This window comes from Bacillus sp. AP8 (assembly GCF_000321185.1).
GTDB classification, from domain to species: domain Bacteria; phylum Bacillota; class Bacilli; order Bacillales; family DSM-1321; genus Bacillus_AD; species Bacillus_AD massilioanorexius.
Genome location: NZ_CAPG01000011.1, coordinates 1 through 19,060 on the forward strand (window position 1 = coordinate 1; position 19,060 = coordinate 19,060).

The window sequence follows — 19,060 nt, forward strand, 5'->3', positions numbered from 1 at the left end:
CAATTATTATCCGATTTTTGTATAGGGTTGGCTAGTGGGTTATGAGTTTTTTTAGACATCCAAAAATCCCCTTATGAGATAAATTCAACCATAAAATAGATATCTAGCAATATCAAATGACTATGAAATTCTAAGAAAACAGGAGAAATCGAGAGATTTCGTTTCAAATATTGAGAGAGGTTAGCTTAATAAGGTACACAGTATATTTATTATGTGAAGAAAGGAAAAGAGAAATAATAAGTATAAATCAAGCCCAAATAAGATTTCCATAGGTCCGCAATAACCAATATATAACCAATTAAAAATAAATAGGAAATAAAAACCAATGTAAAATAAAGGTCATCATTGTATTTAAGTGCCATATATCCATTTGTGACAAATAAAGAAGTTAGAATAATCAGTATCATGGCCACGCTATTAAGAAAAGTTAGAAGAAAAAGTAAAAAGAAGACAAAAATTATTACTGAAGATGTATAGATAATTGGGTTTTTCATATTTAACTCCCTATTTATTATTAGCAGGAAATTACACTGAATTTGATAATCAATAGTTTAATTCTTGTTTATTTTACGTGGTAATTTTGTGAGTAGTTTTAAAAAAAAATGAAGTTATCGTGAACAAAAGACAGACAATACGATCAGGTGCATTAGTTGAAAAAGAATTAAATAACGTTATTATCGCTCTACAAAAGGTTGAGGAACTGAGTCGTCGATAATATTTCGCGAAAGGATATATGCAAGTGCATTTTGAGGAAAGAATGTGAGTAGGGGTGAGAAAAGCTAATGATTCTTGTTTAACATCCACCCGTAGAGGGTGTTAAACAGCATGTTCTAATGGACTTTTTAGTAGTTCTAGCTATGTCCTAAGACACTAACAATTTAGCACAGACTACACGGAATTGTAAGTAGCATATCGTATTCGCGTCAAAATATAGAAGACAAGCGATATACGGAAGAATTAAAAAAGATATCGGTAAAATTCTTAGAACACTGTGTGAAAAGGTGTAGAAATTATAGAAGCCAATGCAAGGTCGCTAATGGGCAGTCTTTTTGTGATGGAATAAATGGGCAGCATCACTGTAATGAATGAAAATGAGATTTGAGCATAAAAAGACCTCTTGATATGATAAAAGTGTCCTGACGCTGGCCTTTTCAATAGGGTCACTGGGGAAGTGAGTTTTGTATATCTAATGTTTTGGAACAAGATATTGTATTTATTAAAAATATAGCTCCAGATGAAAAAGAGCATAACTACTGTATTAGATAAAATGAATAATTATGCTATATCAATTACCTTTGTGAAAAAATATACTTAAATAAACGGGGGCTTAGAATGCTTGAACCTGACTTTCTCCTTTGACAACAGCTAGACCAATCACTGGATTCATGACTATCTCCTTCTAAAAATTAGATTGACCAATAACCCCTAGCACCTTTTGTAGTTTCATAGCTTCGCTTGTTGTACGAGATCTAAGTTCCAACCAGCTTCAATCATGTTTCTATAAGTAGGGGGCGAACGATTTAGCTGACGGGATCAAGTCCCACGGTCAGGTAAGTTCTACCCCAGCTACCATTAGTATTCTAGAACCTAAACAAAAAGGTCAACCAATAACATTGGCTAACCTTATAATACGAACGGGTGCATTAGTTCAATATGAATTAAACAACTTTATTATTGATTTTGGAGTGCGATTATATTTAAATGGATAAAAATTAACTTTAAAGAGCCTTTGGACAGCCCTTTCTATTCGAGCAAGTTGCCCATTTTGGCTGACATAGTAATCTCCCCATTATTACTAATAATCAGCCATTGTAGATTTGAAAAGTTATCAAATAAGGTTTTACTTTCATCTTTACCCAAAATGAAGAGGGAAGTAGACAAAGCATCAGCTAATGATGGACTATTTGTTACAACTGTGCTACTCGATGTTCCTTCAACAGGATAGCCCGTTCGAGGATCTATGATATGTGTGTAACGTTTCCCATCCAGCTCGAAATATTGTTCATAATCTCCTGAAGTATCCATTACGTTGTCTTGTAACTGAACATAACCAATCACGTTATCTAATTCAAGAGGATTACGAATACCTACTTGCCATGCTGAACCATCAGGTTTTTCCCCTATCGTATACACATTACCACCTGCTCTTACGATAGCAGAAGTGATGTCTGCTTCCTTTAATATATTGACGGCTTGTTCAACAGCATACCCTTTTGTAATTGACCCTAAATCAATACTCATGCCGGAATAAGGAAGGAAGGCGGATTTATTCGTGGAATCAAGTATGACATTTTTGTAGTTCACTAGCTTTAATGCTTTAGCAATCTCAATACTACGTGGCAAGGTCATCGTTTCCTTTGCCTCCATCCAAAGCTTGACTAGTGGGCCAATTGTAGGATCAAATAAACCCTCCGTCATATCAGCCATTTCAAGCGCCCGATAGAGTAAATTGTAGCCATCTTCTGATAGATTAATTGGATGTACTCCAGCTGCTTCATTTAGTTTTGTCATCTCGCTCTCAGACGAATAAACATTAGCGACCTCATCGATTATCGCCATTTGTTTCAGAGCTTCTTTCCCAGCAAGTTGGGCATTTTTTCCGTAGGCTTCGATATATACTTCTGTATCAAATAAGAATTGAGTTTCACGAAATACTTCCTCATAGAGCCTAGACTGACAAGCAGTAAGTATGATTGTCATACATAAAAGGATAGAAAAAAGTCGTTTCACTATATAACCCGTACAACCAACTTATTCGGCAAACAAGTAATGGCTTCCCCAGATTTTTGGATGGAGCCCATTTTCGAACAAATTTTCTTCTCGCAAATATCATTTTCTTCATGAACAAAAATACGGCTCCCATTTATAACAACATGTGCTGTTCCATTTTTAACTGGAATATAAAAGTTGTACGTCTCGTCAGTAAACGTACCTTCTTTTACTACTTTACCATCAACGGTAATTTGCCACTTGGGCTCTGTTGGGCTTATAAGGGAGCTAGCTAATATATCACTTTGTCCGAGTAAAAGGGCACCTCCAGAAATGAATCCGGTTGCAATGCCCCTTTTTAAAAACTTGCGTCTGTTTATTTTTTGATTAGATTTTTCATGATTCATGATTGTTCCCTTCCTAACGTAGTAATTTTCTTAAGAAAAAAGAATATTGCTCAGTATTGAACAAACATAATTAAAACTTTGCTTCAACACATGCTAGATCTATGAATGGATTTTTCTCAAGGTCCGGACGACGGTGTTACGACTAACACCAGTAATCAATGTAAGATCTTCTTGTGTGATATACTTCATATCCACACCGAAATCCTCTAAAACATGATACGTAGTTTCGACTTTTTCGATTCCGGTCAGTGTTCGTGCCCTCATTGCAATTATTTGGAGTTTAAGTAAGTGATTAGCAAGGTTTTGTAAAAGTGCTTGAGAAAATGGTTTGGATTCATCAAAAAATGTTCGTATAACTTCTATTGGATAAATACATTTTGTTACTTTCGTAAGCGCCATTGTTTGAAAATCCGCATAGTTATAACTTCCAAATGAATCTGGATAGTCTAATGATGGATTCCCCCATAATAGTAAATAATCATTTATAATTTCACCTTCCCTTAATACATCAATGTTTTTCTGAGATCCATCCTCGGAAAGAGTAAATTTTAATAACACACCTTTAGCAATAATTTCAAGCTGGTCGTCGGAATGTTCTGTTTGAATCTGCTTCGGCATTTGGAAACTAATTGTCGCATGTTTGCAAAGTGCTTGTCTTGTTTCTGGATCTAAGGAGTCACAAAAGGGGTTACCAGGACAATTTTTTTTCATAATGATCACCTATGTTTAATAGATATGAGATTATTCCTATAATAACACACGAAAGAAATAAATTTGGAACAAATGGAGGCAGTCACAAATTATTCGAAATTTTTAATTTCACTTTTATAATTAGGAGAAAATATAGTTGTTTTGTGTAGAAAAAGGCGTTATATAGCCATTTTGCCGTCCCTTAATCGACTACCTTCTTGCAGAATTCCCTTTTGATTGTACCAAATAGTATATAGCAATGTACCATTTGGTACACACGTCAGTATGATATGGAACAACCACCTATTTCGATAATTACTAAAATCAAATTACAGTAATCATTGTGAAATGATGAATAAGAAAATACTAGGATGTTTTCTAATCATTCGTGATGAATTGTCTTAAATAAAAAAAGGAGGTCAAAAATAATGGAAGAGAACAAAAATAGCTTTTTCAATCCTTTGATGACTCGTCGTAAGTTTGTGAAGGCTTCGGCAATTGCAACAGCTGCAACAGGTGCAGTGATAGCAAACCCTTGGGGTTCTGCCATGAAAACATTATCTGTAGATCCTGCAGAAGCAGCGACACAGGCAAGTAAGGAGCAGATTTTTTCTGGAGCATGTCGTGGTAACTGTGCAGGTGGATGTTTCTTAAACATTGAGGTTAGGGATGGAAAGGTTGTCCGAACATCAGCCAGAGATTTTCCAAATCCAGAGTACAATCGTATTTGTGTAAAAGGATTATCCCATGTTCAAAGAATTTATAATAAGGATCGTCTTAAATACCCAATGAAGCGTGCTGGAAAACGTGGAGAAGGTAAATGGGAAAGAATTACTTGGGACGAAGCGATTACAACTATTACAGATAAATGGAAAGAGTATGAAAAGAAATATGGAAAGGAAAGCTACGCGATTTACTGGGGCTCAGGTAGTTATGCTGCTGTAAGTGGAGTGGGAATGGGTAACTCTATCAACCGTCTTTTGAATGTTTTAGGCTGTGCAAATATTCAGGCGACAGTGGATGCTGCACATGGCCATGCTGCCGGTAATGCAGTCGGCTGGGGCCCAAACTTCACTCTGAATGAAATTGCAGATTTAAAAAATGCGAAAACGATTATTGTTTGGGGAGCAAATCCTGTAATTTCTCAACAGCAAAGTAGCCATTTCTTACTCGAGGCAAAAGAATTAGGTGCAAAATTAATTGTTATTGACCCAACATATAATATTACTGCTTCTAAGGCAGATATGTTTGTCCCAATTACTCCTGGTACAGATGGTGCTCTAGCACTTGGGATGATGAATATTGTTGTTAGGGAAAAATGGATTGATAAGCCATTTTTGATGAAATCGACTGTTGCTCCATTCCTAGTGAAGGAAAGTGATGGCAACTATTTGCGTTTAAGTGATATTGGTCGACTTTCTGAAGGACAGGAGGATCAAATCGTTGTTAGAGGGCAGGATGGTCGAGTAGGCCTCACAACTGAAATCACAAATCCGGTTATTGAAGGTACTTTTTCGATTAATGGTATTAAAGTAACAACAGCTTATAGTCTACTTTTAGAGCGTATTGCTGAATATCCGCCTCAAAAAGCATCTGAAATTACAGGTATTCCTGTTGAAACAATCGAAGAAATTACGAAAATTTATGCAAAGAATACACCATCAACCATATATTCTTATTTTGGTGTAGATCATTATGTCAATGCTCATTACAGCATGTTTTCAATGTATGCATTAGCAATGATCACGGGGAATCTTGGGAAATCCGGTGCTGGATGTGGTATGGGAGAAACTCTTGGAACTAATTTTATTAATGTTATGGGAACCCTTTATCCAGAAGGTGCAACAGGTCCAGCTATTACGATGGCTACGCCAGATATGGCACAAGTGATGGATGAGCACAAGTATGGTACTAAGGATATTACTTTAAAAAGCGTTTATTTTACTCATATTAATATGCTTGGAAATGCGGCAGAAAGAAAGTATGCCTTAGATTGGATGAAGAAGTTAGATCTAGTTGTTGTTGCTGATATGAATATGAATGAAACTGCTCAAAACGCCGATATTTTACTCCCTGTTGCTCATTGGTTTGAGGTCGAAGATGTATATTGTGCTTATAGTACACATCCATATGTCATTTATCAGGAAAAAGCAATAGATCCATTGTATGAATGTAAATCAGATTTTGAAATTGTGAAAATGATTGCTGAGAAAATGGGTCATGGTGATCAATTTAATATGACAGAAGCAGACTATATTAAGCTATGGCTAGATACTGATGCAGCAAGAGATCTAGGCATCACATACGACAAGCTTAAAAAAGAAAAGGTAATGAAATGCTTGCCAGGAGAAAATTTTGTATATGGAAGTGATGGCACATTCTTAACACCAACAGGAAGAGCACAGTTCTACGTTGAGACTCCAGCTCCTAATTCAAACTATGATGCCCGTTTCTATGATAAAAAATTTGATATTGAAAAAGAAAGATTACCATACTGGGAGCCACCTCATGAAGCGTCACGTGATAATGCTTTGTATAAAAAATATCCTTTCTTTATGATATCAGATCATGTGAAATTCCGAACACATTCACAGTGGTGGGATGTTCCCGTATTATTAGAGCTTGATCCAGAGCCACTTTTAAAAATAAACCCTGATGATGCTGATAAATACGGAATTAAAACAGGAGATAAAGTGAAAATTTACAATGACCGTGGCTACGTTATTATGAAGGCTGCCATCAATGCGGGCTGTCAACCAGGAGTTCTAACAGCACCAAAAGGCTGGGAGAAATCACAATTTATAGAGGGCCACTTTGCAGACTTAAGCTCTCGTGTAATGCACTCAATATGTGCTAATAGTGCATTCAACGATTTGTTAGTTGCAATCGAGAAAGCATAAAGGAGGAATGAAAGATGCGATATGTAATGGCGATTGATTTAAAACGCTGCGTAGGCTGCCATACATGTTCTGTTTCATGTAAAATAGCCAATAATCTACCAAATGAAATCTGGTATAACAGAATTTTAACCGTCGGTGGCGATACAATGGATACTGCAGGGGGGACTTTTCCCAATAACAAACTTGAATTCTTACCGGTAAATTGCCAGCACTGTGAAAATCCTGCTTGTACGAAGGCTTGTCCGGTTGGTGCAACTTATAAGAGAAAAGAAGACGGAATCGTCATTCAGGATCCAGATAAATGTATAGGGTGCCGTTATTGTATGGTTGCCTGTCCTTATAGTGGTGTTCGTCAGTTCAACTGGAAGGAGCCAGAATACTATGTCGACTTCCCTGTAGGAGACGCTGATACGGTTCAAAACCAATACAATACAGTAAGCAAATGTAATTTCTGTGTTCACCGTTTAGCGGAAGGAAAGAAACCAGCTTGTATGGAGTTATGTATTGGTCGTGCACGTTATTTTGGCGATATTGATGATCCTGAAAGCGAAGTTAGTAAAGCGATTAAAGGACGTAAATATTTCCATTTGTTAGAAGAAAAAGGTACAAAGCCTTCAGTGTACTATTTAACATGAGGAGGGATTTTCAATGAGCACTCAAACGCAAACAGTAGATAAGATACATTCATCTAACAAAAGTTCGTTTATGATATGGATGACTATTTTTTCTATCTTTACCATTCTCGGCATTGTGTGCTGGGGAATTCAGTTAGTGAAAGGTTTACAAGTGACAAATCTAGGCATTACAAATATGTGGGGGCTGTATATCACATTTTTTATGATTTTCACTGGAGTTGCAGCGGGAAGCTTGTTCTTTGCTTCAGTTCCATATTTATTTAATCTTGAAGCGTACAAGCCCTACTGCAGAATCTCTACCTATGTAGGGGCGGTAGCTAGTATTGTTGCTGCATCCCTATTTATTATTGTGGATATCGGAAATCCTGAGAGAGCGTGGCTCTTTATTATAAGTGGAAATTTAACATCCCCAATGTTTTGGGACTTCATTATGTTAGCTTCCTATATGGTTATTTCGGTAATTTTTACTCGCCAGTTGATGTTAGTAAATGAAGGGAAAAAAGAAGAGAAATCAGTAAAACCAATTGCGATTATCAGCTTTATCGCAGGTATTCTTGTAATCGTAACATCCTTTGTATTTGCATTCCAAGTTGCTAGACCAATGTGGAATACACCAGCTCAACCATTATCCTTCTTGTTAGCTGCGTTTGTGGCAGGTCTAGCAGTGCTAACGATTTTAGCGTTTATCCTAAATAAGAGTGGTTATATCCAAATGCCAGTAAATTTGCTTGCGAAGATGGGCAAGGTAGCAGCTTCTTTATTATTTGCTGAGTTGATCATCATCGTGCTTGAGTTGTTAGTTGGAATATATCCAGGTGGTGGAGAAGAGGAAGAAGTACTTCTATGGTTAGTCAAGGGCGACGGAGCTGTTATGTTTTGGGGTGAAATAGTTACTTTAGTTGCGGCAATTGTTCTTTTGGCTAAGAGAACATCACCTAAGGGTGGCAACCTCCTTGCTGGATCAATTCTAGCACTTGTGGCCATTTTCCTAATTAAAACAAACTTATTACAGTCAGAATTATTCCATCCATTACTTCAATTGCCTGGACCAAAACTATATGGGGATATGACAGGTCCATATGTTCCAGCGCTAATTGAAATAGGGATATCGTTAGGAATCATGTCACTAGGTGCACTTCTATTAAGCTTAGGATTGAGAAAGTTAAATCTAGGCACTAAATCTCTAACGAAATAGTATTGATAGCGAAAATTAAGAAAGTACCAAATGCCAAATTTTTTAGGTGTTTAGTACTTTCTTGAAATAAAGATGAATGATATCACCATTAAATTAAAATTTCATAATTAAGATAGGCAATAGGAGGCACACCCGTATGAACACCGAAATAAGGGTTATTCAAGAAAACCAAATAAACCTAGCTTTTTCAACCTCTGATTTCTATCAACTTTTATCTACTTCGTTACAGTTACCATCTGCTAATTTCGCTGAAGCATTATTAGATGATAGATACAAGGATGATATATTGAGTATTTTTTGTGAGTTTTCAATTAGTAGAGAGAAAATCTCGGAGGTAGAGAAAGCCTTTGTACAGTTGAAGAACTCTGTAAAGGACGTACACCATCTGTTGAAAGAAATGCGAATTGAGCATACTAGATTGTTTTATCATCCGAAAAGCCCAGCTCTAAATATATATGAAACGACCTTCTTAAAATCGGAAAAGGAAGGATCCGAGAAACCGATGCTCTTTGTTAGTCAGGAAGCTTCTCATGTGGAAAAAAGCTATAAGGAAGCTGGACTTATTGTGAAAATGAAGGAACCAGCGGATCATATCGTAACCGAAATGGAATTTATGATGAATTTATATGGAAGAAAAGCGATTGCTTTGCAACATGATGATAAGGAAGGTCTAGAAAAAATTCAAAAGTATATTAAGAGGTTTGAAGAAATGCACTTAGGAAAATGGGGATATGAATTTTTTGTAGAATTAGAAACTAAATCTACTATTCTTAGTTATCAGTTGATAGGAAAACTAGCAAAGATTGGTTTAGGTCATGTGCTGTTAAAATAAACAGATGCCATCCGTTCATGATATAAATTTGGAGTGATAAACATGTTATTTAATAACGGGATGTTTATAAAAGTTGATCGAACTCGATGTTTAAATTATTTGCATCATGGAGTAGGTTGTACCCATTGTGTATCGAATTGTCCAGGTCTAGCATTGGAATTGACAGAAAGAAAAATTTCATTAAATAAAGAGAATTGTCTTGGCTGTGGATTATGCTTATCTGATTGTCCAACTCAGGTGTTTACGGCTAATCATTGGGATGAAACATCTGTGGTGATGGAGGTTTGTAGACAGAAGGCAGAGGTTACACAGTTTTTCTGTGAATATCATGACAATCCTTTTCTCTCAAAAAAAGAGAAGAATAAGGGGGCTATTCAGATACCAACATGCCTTAGTAGCTTATCAAAAGGTGCTTGGTACGAAATCGGGTTACATACGAGTGTTGAAATACGTGTAGATAAATGTACCGAGTGTCCAATGAACAAGTGCTTAGAAAGATTACAATTAAATGTAAATACAGCAATCGAATGGTTAGAGGCTTCTGGTCATACTCCTGAATTTACCCTTGTTAAAAATGTAGGTAAGGTTGAGAAACATAAAAAACTTATGGCTGTTTCGACAGGAATGAAAACGACATCTCGCCGAGATTTATTTTTGTCTATATTTAAACAAGGGAAAGAGGTCATAACAAAGGTTAGAGAAGAAAATAATATATCTAAGGGACGGAAGAAAAAAGGAATGGCACGAAGCTTGTTGCCGGCTTGGCAGAACAGATTGGAGCAAACTTACACGGCAAACTTTCAAGAAGGGGGAAGACCAGTCTATTGGCCGTCAATCCAAAAAAGCGAAAGTTGTGTCAACTGTTCTGTATGTACTACAAATTGTCCAACTAAGGCGTTGAAAGTTGAAATTGTAAATCAAAAAGCAGTTCATACCTTTACTAGTGGCCAATGCATCGATTGTCGTATATGCATGTTATTTTGTCCAACTGGAAGTATTATACGAGATCGAGAGATTAATGTCAGCCCATTCGAAGAAGAAGTATTATTAGAAGTACCTGTCGTAGAATGTAAACGATGTGGGGAAACAGCAGCCGATCAAGGAAATACCTTGTGCTTTTGGTGTGAGAATGAGGCAGATGATTCAGAAATGATTAATGATGTATGGAAGTTTTTAATAGGTTAATGTCGACAACTAGCAAACATAAACCCTTGAAAGAGAGGGAGGTAATCCAATGCTGACACAAATTAATGAAGAACCAGTTAATGAACTTTACTTAAACTTAGCCTCGGTTGCGAGGGATCGATCTCAAATGTATCAGCTTTTAATAGCTGCCGTACGATATCCAACATACGAGCTTGCTGAAGCACTTATTAATGGAAGCTTCTATACAGAAGCCAATAACCGTGTAAATTGGGTGAATGTAGGGAGTGGAATTTTTAATAATCCGTTACAGAAACTAAAGGTAACAGTGGAGAGTATAAAGGATTTACAGCCAAAAGAGCTATTGTCGAAGATGGAAGCTGAATATTCAAGATTATTTTTAGAGGGTAATCAAGCAATAATTCCACTGTATGAAGCGAGTTTTAGTGGCTGTGCAACAGATGAAATCTCAGTACAACAAGCAGTGGAAGAAGTGTATCAAGCAGAAGGAATTGTCCATACATATGAAGCGTATGAGCGAGCAGACTTTATTGGTACGGAGCTAGAGCATTTATATTACTTGTGTTCAAACGAGGCGGAATCTTGGCAAATTGGAAAGATGGGAAAGGCAAAACAATGGAAGCGGAAGCAACGTGCGTTTCTAGTAAAACATACTGGATCATGGGGCGGAGTTTTTTTTACGAAGGTAGTAAATTCGACCGAACTTGATGTTTATACAGCAATTGGAATGTTAGGAAGTAGTTTTATGAGGTTAGAAAGAGGGAACTAAGCTCCCCTTTAAGAAGGCGGTAAAATAGATGAAGCGTATTCTAAGGATGATGATGCAAAAGCCAAAAAAATATATTATTGTCGCTGTTGCCTTGTTATTATTGGGCATTGCTGCTGTTTATCAAAGGGTAAGCAACGAGCAGGATATACTTAGCCTTTTACAAAAAGCTGAACCAGCTGTGGAACAATATAATGAAATTAAAGGATCTTTTCCGACCTTTGAGCTCTTTGATGGTGATGGTAGGTTTCTTAATTACGCAGTTATTTCTAGTGCTTCCGGTTACGGTGGGGAGATTCGGATGCTCACGACAGTAAATGAAGATGGCACAATTAATCGTGCAGTATTACTTAAACATGCTGAAACACCGATCTATTTAAATAAAGTGTTAAAAAACGGTTATCTTGAAAACCTTCAAGATAAATCGATTAGTAATCCACTCAAAAGCTATGATGGCCTAGATGCGGTAAGTGGTGCGACTAGAACAACAGAAGGAATCTTGTCAGCTGTTTCAAAAGGAGTTGCACAAATTGGTGAGAATCAGCTAGGGATTGCATCACCAACTGAAGAGGGCATACATTTTGACTGGCAAGATAGTTTAGTAGTCTTAATTGTCTTAGTAGCATGCTTAGCCACAGCAAAAAAAATCAAGAAGCTAAGAACGTGGCTCTTGGTTGCATCTGTCATTGTAATTGGCTTTATGGCAGAACAGTCTTTAACGCTCGGAAATTTTATGAGCATCGTGACTGGGAATATGCCAGCATTTACTGAGCGACCAATTTGGTTTATTTTTGTTATTGGAATTCTATTAGCTACGTTAATTTTTGGGAAAAACATCTATTGCGGCTGGATTTGTCCGTTTGGTGCTACACAAGAAGGAATATACAAGGCACTTAATTTAAAAACAAACAAGGTAGATCCGCGAATATTTGCTGTTGCTAAAAAGAGTGTATGGTTTTTCATTTGGCTTGCCGCAATGTTAGCACTATTCTTCAATAATCCTGGAAGTTCAAGCTATGAACCTTTTTCAGTATTTTTCGGTGGAGAAGGTGTAGAGCTCCAGTGGCTAATCATGGGAATTGTTGTCTTTATGTCTATTCTCGTGTATCGACTTTGGTGCCGCGCGTTTTGTCCAGTAGGTACAATATTAGATCTAGTTGCGCAAGGAAAACGAAAAACAAAGAAGCTTTTGAAAAATAAGCCACATGTACATGGTGAAAATACTAGGTGTACCTCGTGCTCTAACTGTGAAGCAACTTGTGGAGTAAAAAGAAAGAAAGAGAAAAAGCCAGAATCATTAAGCACTTTTAATAAAGTACTAGTTTGTATCATTTTACTAATAGATATATTAATCGTCGGTGTTCTTTTACAGAATGTCGGATTGATTTAATGAGTGTTTAGTAAACGGTTTTGAATAGATGACTTAATTATATAAAAGAGGAGAGAAGACAATGTTATCAAATATAGGTGTTCCTGGGTTAATAATCATTTTAGTAATTGCACTTATTATTTTCGGACCGAAGAAGCTTCCTGAAATGGGCCGTGCTGTTGGACAAACATTAAAGGAATTTAAAAAATCAGCTAAAGAATTAGTGGATGATGAAAAAGAAACTGCACAGAAAATTGTTTCTTCCTCAAATGATGAAGAAAAGACTAAATAATTCTATTCGAATTAAAAGTAGAATTTAATTTAATGTTATATGACATAATAAGAAATTAAATAAATGACCACACATTATATATATGTCTAATATGTGTGGTCATTTTAGTATCAACAACAAAACCTAAATATAACCTAAAGGTTATTTTGGGTTTTGTTGTATTTTTATAGAAAAATAAAAAAGATCACATTAAATGTGATCCATTACATTAAAAATTATTCGTCATCCCATAAATCATTCCTGATATATAAGGAATTAACCATAATAACCAAACAATAATACTTAATTTATGGAATTTTTCCATCATAACTTTATCCTTTTTAATCAAAACAATTGTAGCCCAGATAGCATGAAATAACATTAATAAAATTGCTAATAAACCAGTTATACCATGGAAACTAAATAGAGATCCTTCTGATGCCATTTTTTCCATTATAGTCGTTCCAATAGTGTCGAAAACTAATCCTAACCAAAAAATGATTACATGCCATGGTTTTAATATATCTTGAAACTTCTCTGACCATACTCCTACAGAATAAAATAATAATGCTGCCGTAATGAATATAATTGCTAATATAAGCATTGAAATCACTCACTTTTTTAATTTATCTAATTAGTGTTACCTTTAAACAAATAAACTATTTAGAATTATTGCTTGAGCTTAGTATATAAAACGAATATGAACGGCAGATGAACAATGTATGTTGAAGATTATGATTGTTAATTAAAAGAGAGATAAATAGTTATCAGGGGATATCAAATGGTATAAATCAATTATTTTATTTAGAGTTTTAAAGATCTCTTATTGAACAAATGAGGAAGGTGAATTAAATTATTAATATTCACAAACTTATGTAAATTAGCTATGATTAGTGTAATATTACACTGCAGGTGAAAGGAAATGAGCATTAATGGGATTTCAAAATGTTTATTTCGAAATGTTTTTTTCCTTTGTATTGGCTCTAATTGAGCTATTCTCAAGTAGTAAAGAATAATTTATGATATAAGATTTCTTTTCTACACAGAAAATCCCTCTAGAGAGGGAAAATTTAGAATCGTTTTCTTCTATGGTAAATACATGGACATGGATGAAAGTGTGGTACTACATGTACTATAGTGTTTTTCTTTACTATGTGTCTTATTGGAGTAAGTTGTGGAGGTAACATTTGTGTTGGATACATATTTGCATTCTGTGGTACATGTTGTGGCTGAAATTGATTTTGCTGATACATAATGATCACATCCCAATTAATTAAGATAAGATATCGTATGCATCAAATGTTGGGCGTGTACAGTTGTCTACCCAGATATAAATAAAATGTGTCTTTTATTGATGAACATTAGACCGATATATGGCTGCTTATAGTGTCATAGCTTCGCTTGTTATACGAGATCTCAGTCCGAACCAGCTGCAATCATGTTTCTATAAGTAGGAGTCGAACGGTTTAGCTGACGTGTTTAAAAACCCATGGGTGCGGTCATTTTACTTCAGCTACCATTAGTATTCTAGAACTTAAATAAAAAGGTCAACCAATAACATTGGCTAACCTTATAATACGAAGTGGGTGTTTTACTTCGACAACAAGAGCTGAGACTGGTTCCTTCTTCTTGTGTGATAAACGAAGAAAACCCCCAAGATTTCTCTTGGGGGTACAGTATTTTCGTGTTAAGTTTTTAATGGTTAGGCTTATTTTTCACCACTTAACTCAACTAGAATCTTGGCTTGTGATTTATCATTGGTTAACGCTTCAAAGCCTTTTTCAACGATATCATCTAACTGGATTTGAGATGTGATAATCCCTTGTGGTTTCAATTGTCCAGTACCCATTAAATCAACTGTTTGTTGGAATGAAGTAGGTGTGTAAGCAATAGATGATGTCACCTTCACTCCTGTATTTGTTAAATGAAGTGGATTCCATTCAATAGGTCGAGCGAATATTGAAACAATAACCATTGTACCGCGTGCTCTTGTTGCATCAATAGCTTGTTTAAATGTAGGAGCTACACCAGCCACTTCAAATGCTACATCCACACCATCTGGAACAATTGTACGAATTGCTTTTACCGCATCTTCTTTACCAGAGTTAATAATATGAGTTGCACCTAATTCTCGAGCTTTTTCAAGGCGAGTTTCAGATAAATCTAAAACAATAATTTTACTTGCACCAGCAGCTTTTGCCGTAATAACAGTTAATAATCCAATTGGTCCTGCACCAAATACAGCAACAGTATCACCAAATTTAAGGTTACCTTCTTTAATAGCTTGTACAGCTACAGCTGTAGGCTCAACTAATGCACCATCTTGTAAGGATAGTGTTTCTGGAAGAAGATACACATTATTTTCTGGAGCATTAGCAAAAGTAGTGAAACCACCATCACCATGTAAACCAATGAAACTAAAACCATCATAGCTATCTAAATCTTCTGGTTTGTTCCCGTATGTAAGTGTAGGGTTGATGGCTACACGGTCTCCTACTTTAAATTTTGTTACATTTGATCCTACTTTTTCAATCACACCAGCAAATTCATGTCCCATAATAAGTGGTGCAATTTCTCCAGTTAATGGATCAGCTTTTTCCGTAGGTACAAATACAGGACCTTCTTGATATTCATGTAAGTCACTACCACAAATACCTGCCCATGCAACTCGGACTGTTACTTCATTGTCTTTCAAAGGTTTTAATTCTCTTTCTTCAATACGAATATCTTTTTCACCATACCATACTGCAGCTTTCATAAATAAAACCCCCTATTATTTTTACTTATTTAAAAAATAAGTATTTTAAGATATTTCTTATTACAATTATTATTATACTAGTAACTAAAATAAATGGTAGATTTTTGCTTCGTGTAGGGTTTTGGTTCTTTTTATGTGTGAAAATTGTTATTTTATTCTTTTAAACTAAGTTTTGATGACGGGACAATTTATTGGAAGAAGGAATATTGGCTTATAGTCAAAAGATGCAAAAGTAGTATGGTTGACTCCATTACTACAAAGAGATGACGTATTTAACGCAATGGTTAACAGTGATAATAAAGGACTTTGTATTATTGGAGATAAAGATAGTTGTTTAATTGAGGAACGCTTTGAAAAATTGAAAAATAATCAAAATCTTATATTAAAAGTGGTTGATGGTGGAAATCACAGTTTAGAGCTTGATAAAGAACCAATAAAATCTATTGAAATAGTAAAAAGTATAATTTCTGCTATTAATGAGTTTTAAAATCTAAAGGGGAAATGGGGTCGGGGATTCGAATCCCTCTCGGATTATTATTTTATGGGGAATAAAAAAGGAGTCATACTTTGTGTTGAATGACTCCTTTTTGTTTGGACATATTTGTCTTATTATCAATTATTAGTGTTGATTTGGTAAATCGAATGGCGTAATTTTATGGTACTGTGTATCTATATTTACATTCGTGTTACTTGAATTAATTCCAGATAATGCAAATAAAGATGTTGATAACAGTACACTTAATATAATTTTTTTCATAGTCTTTCACTCCTTTTTATTATTTTTAGCTATATGTTAGTATGAACGTGTGTATATGATTAGATGAAACTTAATTAAAGGCATTCTTTTCTTTTTTTATTATGTTAATAAAACTTAGTTTACCTTGTATTTCAAAAATATAAATCGCCTTATCTAAATATTCATTTCCACTTTCAATTCGTTTATTGTTTAAGAGATTAATTCCTGTTTGATATAATAATTCACCTAATAGGTATAAAACTTCTGTTTCAACACATATTTCTATTCCTTGTTTACTATACAGGATTGAATCTTCATAACGTTTAAGAGCCGTTAAAGATTTAGATAGACCATATAGAAGGCGAATTTTTATATTTTGATCTTTATTCTCTGGTAGATTATCGAATTGTTCTATTGCTTTCGTGTAAATATCAATAGCATCAGTGTTCCTGTTTTCTTCATTATAGATAATAGCTATACTATTTAATATTTCTATTTCTCTTTCTATTTCTTTTTCTGAGTATTGAGTGGCATCGTCAGATAAATAGTCTAATGCTACTGTTAACTTATTTAGAGCATCATCAACATTCGAGTTAATGTAATAATCACAAATACCTTCATGCCACAACAAGAATTGCTGATCTTCAGGAGTTTTGAATAAAGAGTTTTCTTTTTCTTTTTCAACAATATAGGATAAAGATTCATAATCTCGTACTCGTATAAATTTTCTCATTAAATGTTTAACTTTTTTTATATTATCAGGTTCTTTCTGAACATTTTCTATATCAAAGAAAAAGTTCATGTCAACATTTAATTTTTGACTTAAAAGGTATAGAACTTGACTTGTAGGATTTAAATCTCCTTTTTCAATAATGCTAATTTGTGCTTGTGTACATATTCCTTCAGCAAGCTCTTTTTGAGTCATATTTAGTGTTTTTCTTTCTCTTTTGATTTTTTGTCCAATAAGGTTTGTAACCATTTTATTCTCCTTAGATATTGGGATAACCTGCTAAAAAATATAATACGATATATTGGTTAATTAATTTCTGATTTAATTCTCAAATATCTTTTGTTGCTTCTATAAACTTTTCTTACGTTTCCTTATAATTTCTCTTTAATTGTTTCTCAATGCTAGTTTTTGTTTCATCAACAATAAAACTTATTTTTCTGATCTTTACTTCATGTTTGTATACTATAAAAAGGATTGGCATTTAGTTGATTCTTTTATTTTGTTATGGTGTTTTGTTTTATTGTGTAATTATTCTGAATCATCGATGTTCTAAATTTGATTCTTGAATATTCGGAAGAGGAAATAAAAATTTTAAAATTTATTCTTGATTAATCCAAGAATAATCGGAAATTGAAGATTTTAAAAAATAAATGTTGATATATCAATATCTATTTTAATTTAAGAAATTTATTCACGATTTCTATTTTAATCCAAGAAATTTATTCTCGATATTAATTCGACATTCATCGTACACTTTCCTTTGAAAAAATAGAAAGTCACTAAAATTTTCCATGGGTGTAGCAAGGACTATTTATTAAATGGTTATAGCGGTAATACATATGAACAGATTGAACAGGGGAATTCACACACTTGTACCCATGATGGATCGGTTAACAGTAGTACATAAAAAATGAAAATCTTAAACGATTGGAGTGAAGTTATATTCGTTTCGATGGTGGGTTATTGTATACAGTCGGCATTAAACTGCTGAACTTATTTTTATAGGGGTACTTTAGTCAAAGAAAAATATGTTTAGGACAGATGATTTATTGGAGATCTTGAATAAGGAAAATAGCCAGTCAGGTGACTGGCTATCATAAAGTGAAAAAGTTTCAATTTTGAGCACGCATGAACACCTATATACAAAATAAAAACTCATTTTTCATATAGCTGGTGGCTTCAGAGAAAACAAAAGATTGACTATAACAGCTATGATCAAATAAGACAAATTATTCGAAGTAAAGGAGAAAACGCGAATGTGAGAATCTGCCGTTCTTCTAGTTAGGATGACAGAAAAAGTACTTGCTGAAATAGAAAAATATAAATAGTTGTATTTTATAGCAAAGAAGGAGCAATAAATTTAATACAACATTCCAAATCATAGAAGGTCCCTTTAATCCCATAAAAGCTATTATAAGACCAATAAAAGAAACACTAAGAGTAAATTGAGCATTGAAGAAATGAAATATACTAAAACCTAGCGGCGATATTAAATCTCCTAAAATTAATATTATAAAATATATTAGTAATGCTATTAGACCGAGGCAGAAACAATAAAAAGACATGTAAGTAAATTTAAGATTATTCATTATCACACAACACTTAGTAAAGATACTTTTAGAGATTAAATGAATAATTTGTTGGATGAACAAAAAATAGATTAATAAAATGTGAAGGTATAATTTTTCTAACACAAAACGGGAAATTTTGTAGAAGAAGGTTAAATAGAAATAATTTTGGTTTGATGATTTCATTTTATATTTGAAAAAGCACCTAGGAATTTTTAGGTGCTTTAGGGTTCAAAATGATAGATTTTTTAAATTCTAGTGGTTTGCAGTATTTCGCCGTAATTTCCTGATGCTTATTCTGTTTTTAACAACAATAAGAACAAGATTTAG

General features: G+C 34.4%; 15 protein-coding genes and 1 pseudogene. 10 read left to right on the forward strand and 6 right to left on the reverse strand.

The window, feature by feature from the left end; translation table 11 throughout:
* Positions 1–911: 911 nt before the first annotated feature.
* A pseudogene (locus BN349_RS25185) lies at positions 912–1,001 on the forward strand (IS200/IS605 family transposase); the annotation flags it as partial.
* Between the two features lie 742 nt (positions 1,002–1,743).
* On the opposite strand, the gene BN349_RS01835 reads toward BN349_RS25185, so the two are convergent.
* The 3 genes from BN349_RS01835 to BN349_RS01845 all read right to left on the reverse strand — a co-directional run bounded on the left by BN349_RS01835 (position 1,744) and on the right by BN349_RS01845 (position 3,827).
* The gene (locus tag BN349_RS01835; RefSeq protein WP_019240566.1) at positions 1,744–2,730 is read right to left on the reverse strand and encodes an FAD:protein FMN transferase; all 987 of its coding nucleotides are present in this window, start codon (positions 2,728–2,730) and stop codon (positions 1,744–1,746) included.
* Positions 2,730–3,116: a NusG domain II-containing protein gene (locus tag BN349_RS24670; RefSeq protein WP_019240567.1), complete on the reverse strand. Its 387-nt coding sequence runs from the start codon at positions 3,114–3,116 to the stop codon at positions 2,730–2,732. The genes BN349_RS01835 and BN349_RS24670 overlap by 1 nt, the downstream gene beginning before the upstream one ends.
* A 99-nt stretch (positions 3,117–3,215) precedes the next feature.
* Positions 3,216–3,827, reverse strand: coding sequence for a Crp/Fnr family transcriptional regulator (locus tag BN349_RS01845; protein ID WP_019240568.1), 612 nt, complete (start codon positions 3,825–3,827; stop codon positions 3,216–3,218).
* A gap of 407 nt (positions 3,828–4,234) precedes the next feature.
* Here BN349_RS01845 and BN349_RS01850 point away from each other — a divergent pair, with 407 nt between their 5' ends.
* From BN349_RS01850 to tatA, 8 genes are all read left to right on the forward strand, one after another.
* Positions 4,235–6,706 carry a molybdopterin-dependent oxidoreductase gene (locus BN349_RS01850; protein ID WP_019240569.1) on the forward strand — a complete coding sequence of 824 codons (2,472 nt, stop codon included), beginning with the start codon at positions 4,235–4,237 and terminating at the stop codon, positions 6,704–6,706.
* A 14-nt stretch (positions 6,707–6,720) separates the two neighbouring features.
* Positions 6,721–7,341 carry a 4Fe-4S dicluster domain-containing protein gene (locus BN349_RS01855; protein ID WP_019240570.1) on the forward strand — a complete coding sequence of 207 codons (621 nt, stop codon included), beginning with the start codon at positions 6,721–6,723 and terminating at the stop codon, positions 7,339–7,341.
* 13 nt (positions 7,342–7,354) lie between these two features.
* Entirely contained in the window at positions 7,355–8,536 is a 1,182-nt protein-coding gene (gene nrfD, locus BN349_RS01860) for an NrfD/PsrC family molybdoenzyme membrane anchor subunit (RefSeq protein WP_019240571.1), read from the forward strand.
* A 136-nt stretch (positions 8,537–8,672) separates the two neighbouring features.
* A complete protein-coding gene (locus tag BN349_RS01865) occupies positions 8,673–9,368 on the forward strand; it encodes a TorD/DmsD family molecular chaperone (RefSeq protein WP_019240572.1) in 696 nt (231 codons plus the stop codon).
* Between the two features lie 42 nt (positions 9,369–9,410).
* On the forward strand, positions 9,411–10,553 hold the full coding sequence (locus BN349_RS01870; protein WP_019240573.1) for a 4Fe-4S dicluster domain-containing protein: 1,143 nt from the start codon (positions 9,411–9,413) through the stop codon (positions 10,551–10,553).
* Positions 10,554–10,602: 49 nt separating this feature from the next.
* Positions 10,603–11,301, forward strand: a complete 699-nt coding sequence (locus BN349_RS01875) for a TorD/DmsD family molecular chaperone (protein ID WP_019240574.1) — start codon at positions 10,603–10,605, stop codon at positions 11,299–11,301.
* Positions 11,302–11,329: 28 nt separating this feature from the next.
* Entirely contained in the window at positions 11,330–12,688 is a 1,359-nt protein-coding gene (locus BN349_RS01880) for a 4Fe-4S binding protein (RefSeq protein WP_019240575.1), read from the forward strand.
* Positions 12,689–12,749: 61 nt separating this feature from the next.
* Positions 12,750–12,959, forward strand: coding sequence for a twin-arginine translocase TatA/TatE family subunit (gene tatA / locus BN349_RS01885; protein ID WP_019240576.1), 210 nt, complete (start codon positions 12,750–12,752; stop codon positions 12,957–12,959).
* Positions 12,960–13,167: 208 nt separating this feature from the next.
* Here tatA and BN349_RS01890 read toward each other — a convergent pair whose 3' ends face one another.
* The gene (locus tag BN349_RS01890) at positions 13,168–13,542 is read right to left on the reverse strand and encodes an HsmA family protein (protein ID WP_019240577.1); all 375 of its coding nucleotides are present in this window, start codon (positions 13,540–13,542) and stop codon (positions 13,168–13,170) included.
* 1,104 nt (positions 13,543–14,646) lie between these two features.
* Positions 14,647–15,696: a 2,3-butanediol dehydrogenase gene (locus BN349_RS01895; protein WP_019240578.1), complete on the reverse strand. Its 1,050-nt coding sequence runs from the start codon at positions 15,694–15,696 to the stop codon at positions 14,647–14,649.
* 241 nt (positions 15,697–15,937) lie between these two features.
* Here BN349_RS01895 and BN349_RS23065 point away from each other — a divergent pair, with 241 nt between their 5' ends.
* Entirely contained in the window at positions 15,938–16,183 is a 246-nt protein-coding gene (locus tag BN349_RS23065; RefSeq protein WP_019240579.1) for a hypothetical protein, read from the forward strand.
* A gap of 340 nt (positions 16,184–16,523) precedes the next feature.
* On the opposite strand, the gene BN349_RS01910 is transcribed toward BN349_RS23065, so the two are convergent.
* Positions 16,524–17,411, reverse strand: coding sequence for a helix-turn-helix domain-containing protein (locus BN349_RS01910; protein ID WP_019240581.1), 888 nt, complete (start codon positions 17,409–17,411; stop codon positions 16,524–16,526).
* Positions 17,412–19,060: the final 1,649 nt, after the last annotated feature.

What these genes read in the sequence shown, in the direction of transcription:
- BN349_RS01850 (WP_019240569.1), top strand. Translation starts at nt 4,235, where the DNA reads ATGGAAGAGAACAAAAATAGCTTTTTCAATCCTTTGATGACTCGTCGT.
- BN349_RS01855 (WP_019240570.1), top strand. Translation starts at nt 6,721, where the DNA reads ATGCGATATGTAATGGCGATTGATTTAAAACGCTGCGTAGGCTGCCAT.
- tatA (WP_019240576.1), top strand. Translation starts at nt 12,750, where the DNA reads ATGTTATCAAATATAGGTGTTCCTGGGTTAATAATCATTTTAGTAATT.
- BN349_RS01870 (WP_019240573.1), top strand. Translation starts at nt 9,411, where the DNA reads ATGTTATTTAATAACGGGATGTTTATAAAAGTTGATCGAACTCGATGT.
- BN349_RS01910 (WP_019240581.1), bottom strand. Translation starts at nt 17,411, where the DNA reads ATGGTTACAAACCTTATTGGACAAAAAATCAAAAGAGAAAGAAAAACA.
- BN349_RS24670 (WP_019240567.1), bottom strand. Translation starts at nt 3,116, where the DNA reads ATGAATCATGAAAAATCTAATCAAAAAATAAACAGACGCAAGTTTTTA.
- BN349_RS01895 (WP_019240578.1), bottom strand. Translation starts at nt 15,696, where the DNA reads ATGAAAGCTGCAGTATGGTATGGTGAAAAAGATATTCGTATTGAAGAA.
- BN349_RS01880 (WP_019240575.1), top strand. Translation starts at nt 11,330, where the DNA reads ATGAAGCGTATTCTAAGGATGATGATGCAAAAGCCAAAAAAATATATT.
- BN349_RS01865 (WP_019240572.1), top strand. Translation starts at nt 8,673, where the DNA reads ATGAACACCGAAATAAGGGTTATTCAAGAAAACCAAATAAACCTAGCT.
- BN349_RS01875 (WP_019240574.1), top strand. Translation starts at nt 10,603, where the DNA reads ATGCTGACACAAATTAATGAAGAACCAGTTAATGAACTTTACTTAAAC.
- BN349_RS01845 (WP_019240568.1), bottom strand. Translation starts at nt 3,827, where the DNA reads ATGAAAAAAAATTGTCCTGGTAACCCCTTTTGTGACTCCTTAGATCCA.
- nrfD (WP_019240571.1), top strand. Translation starts at nt 7,355, where the DNA reads ATGAGCACTCAAACGCAAACAGTAGATAAGATACATTCATCTAACAAA.
- BN349_RS01890 (WP_019240577.1), bottom strand. Translation starts at nt 13,542, where the DNA reads ATGCTTATATTAGCAATTATATTCATTACGGCAGCATTATTATTTTAT.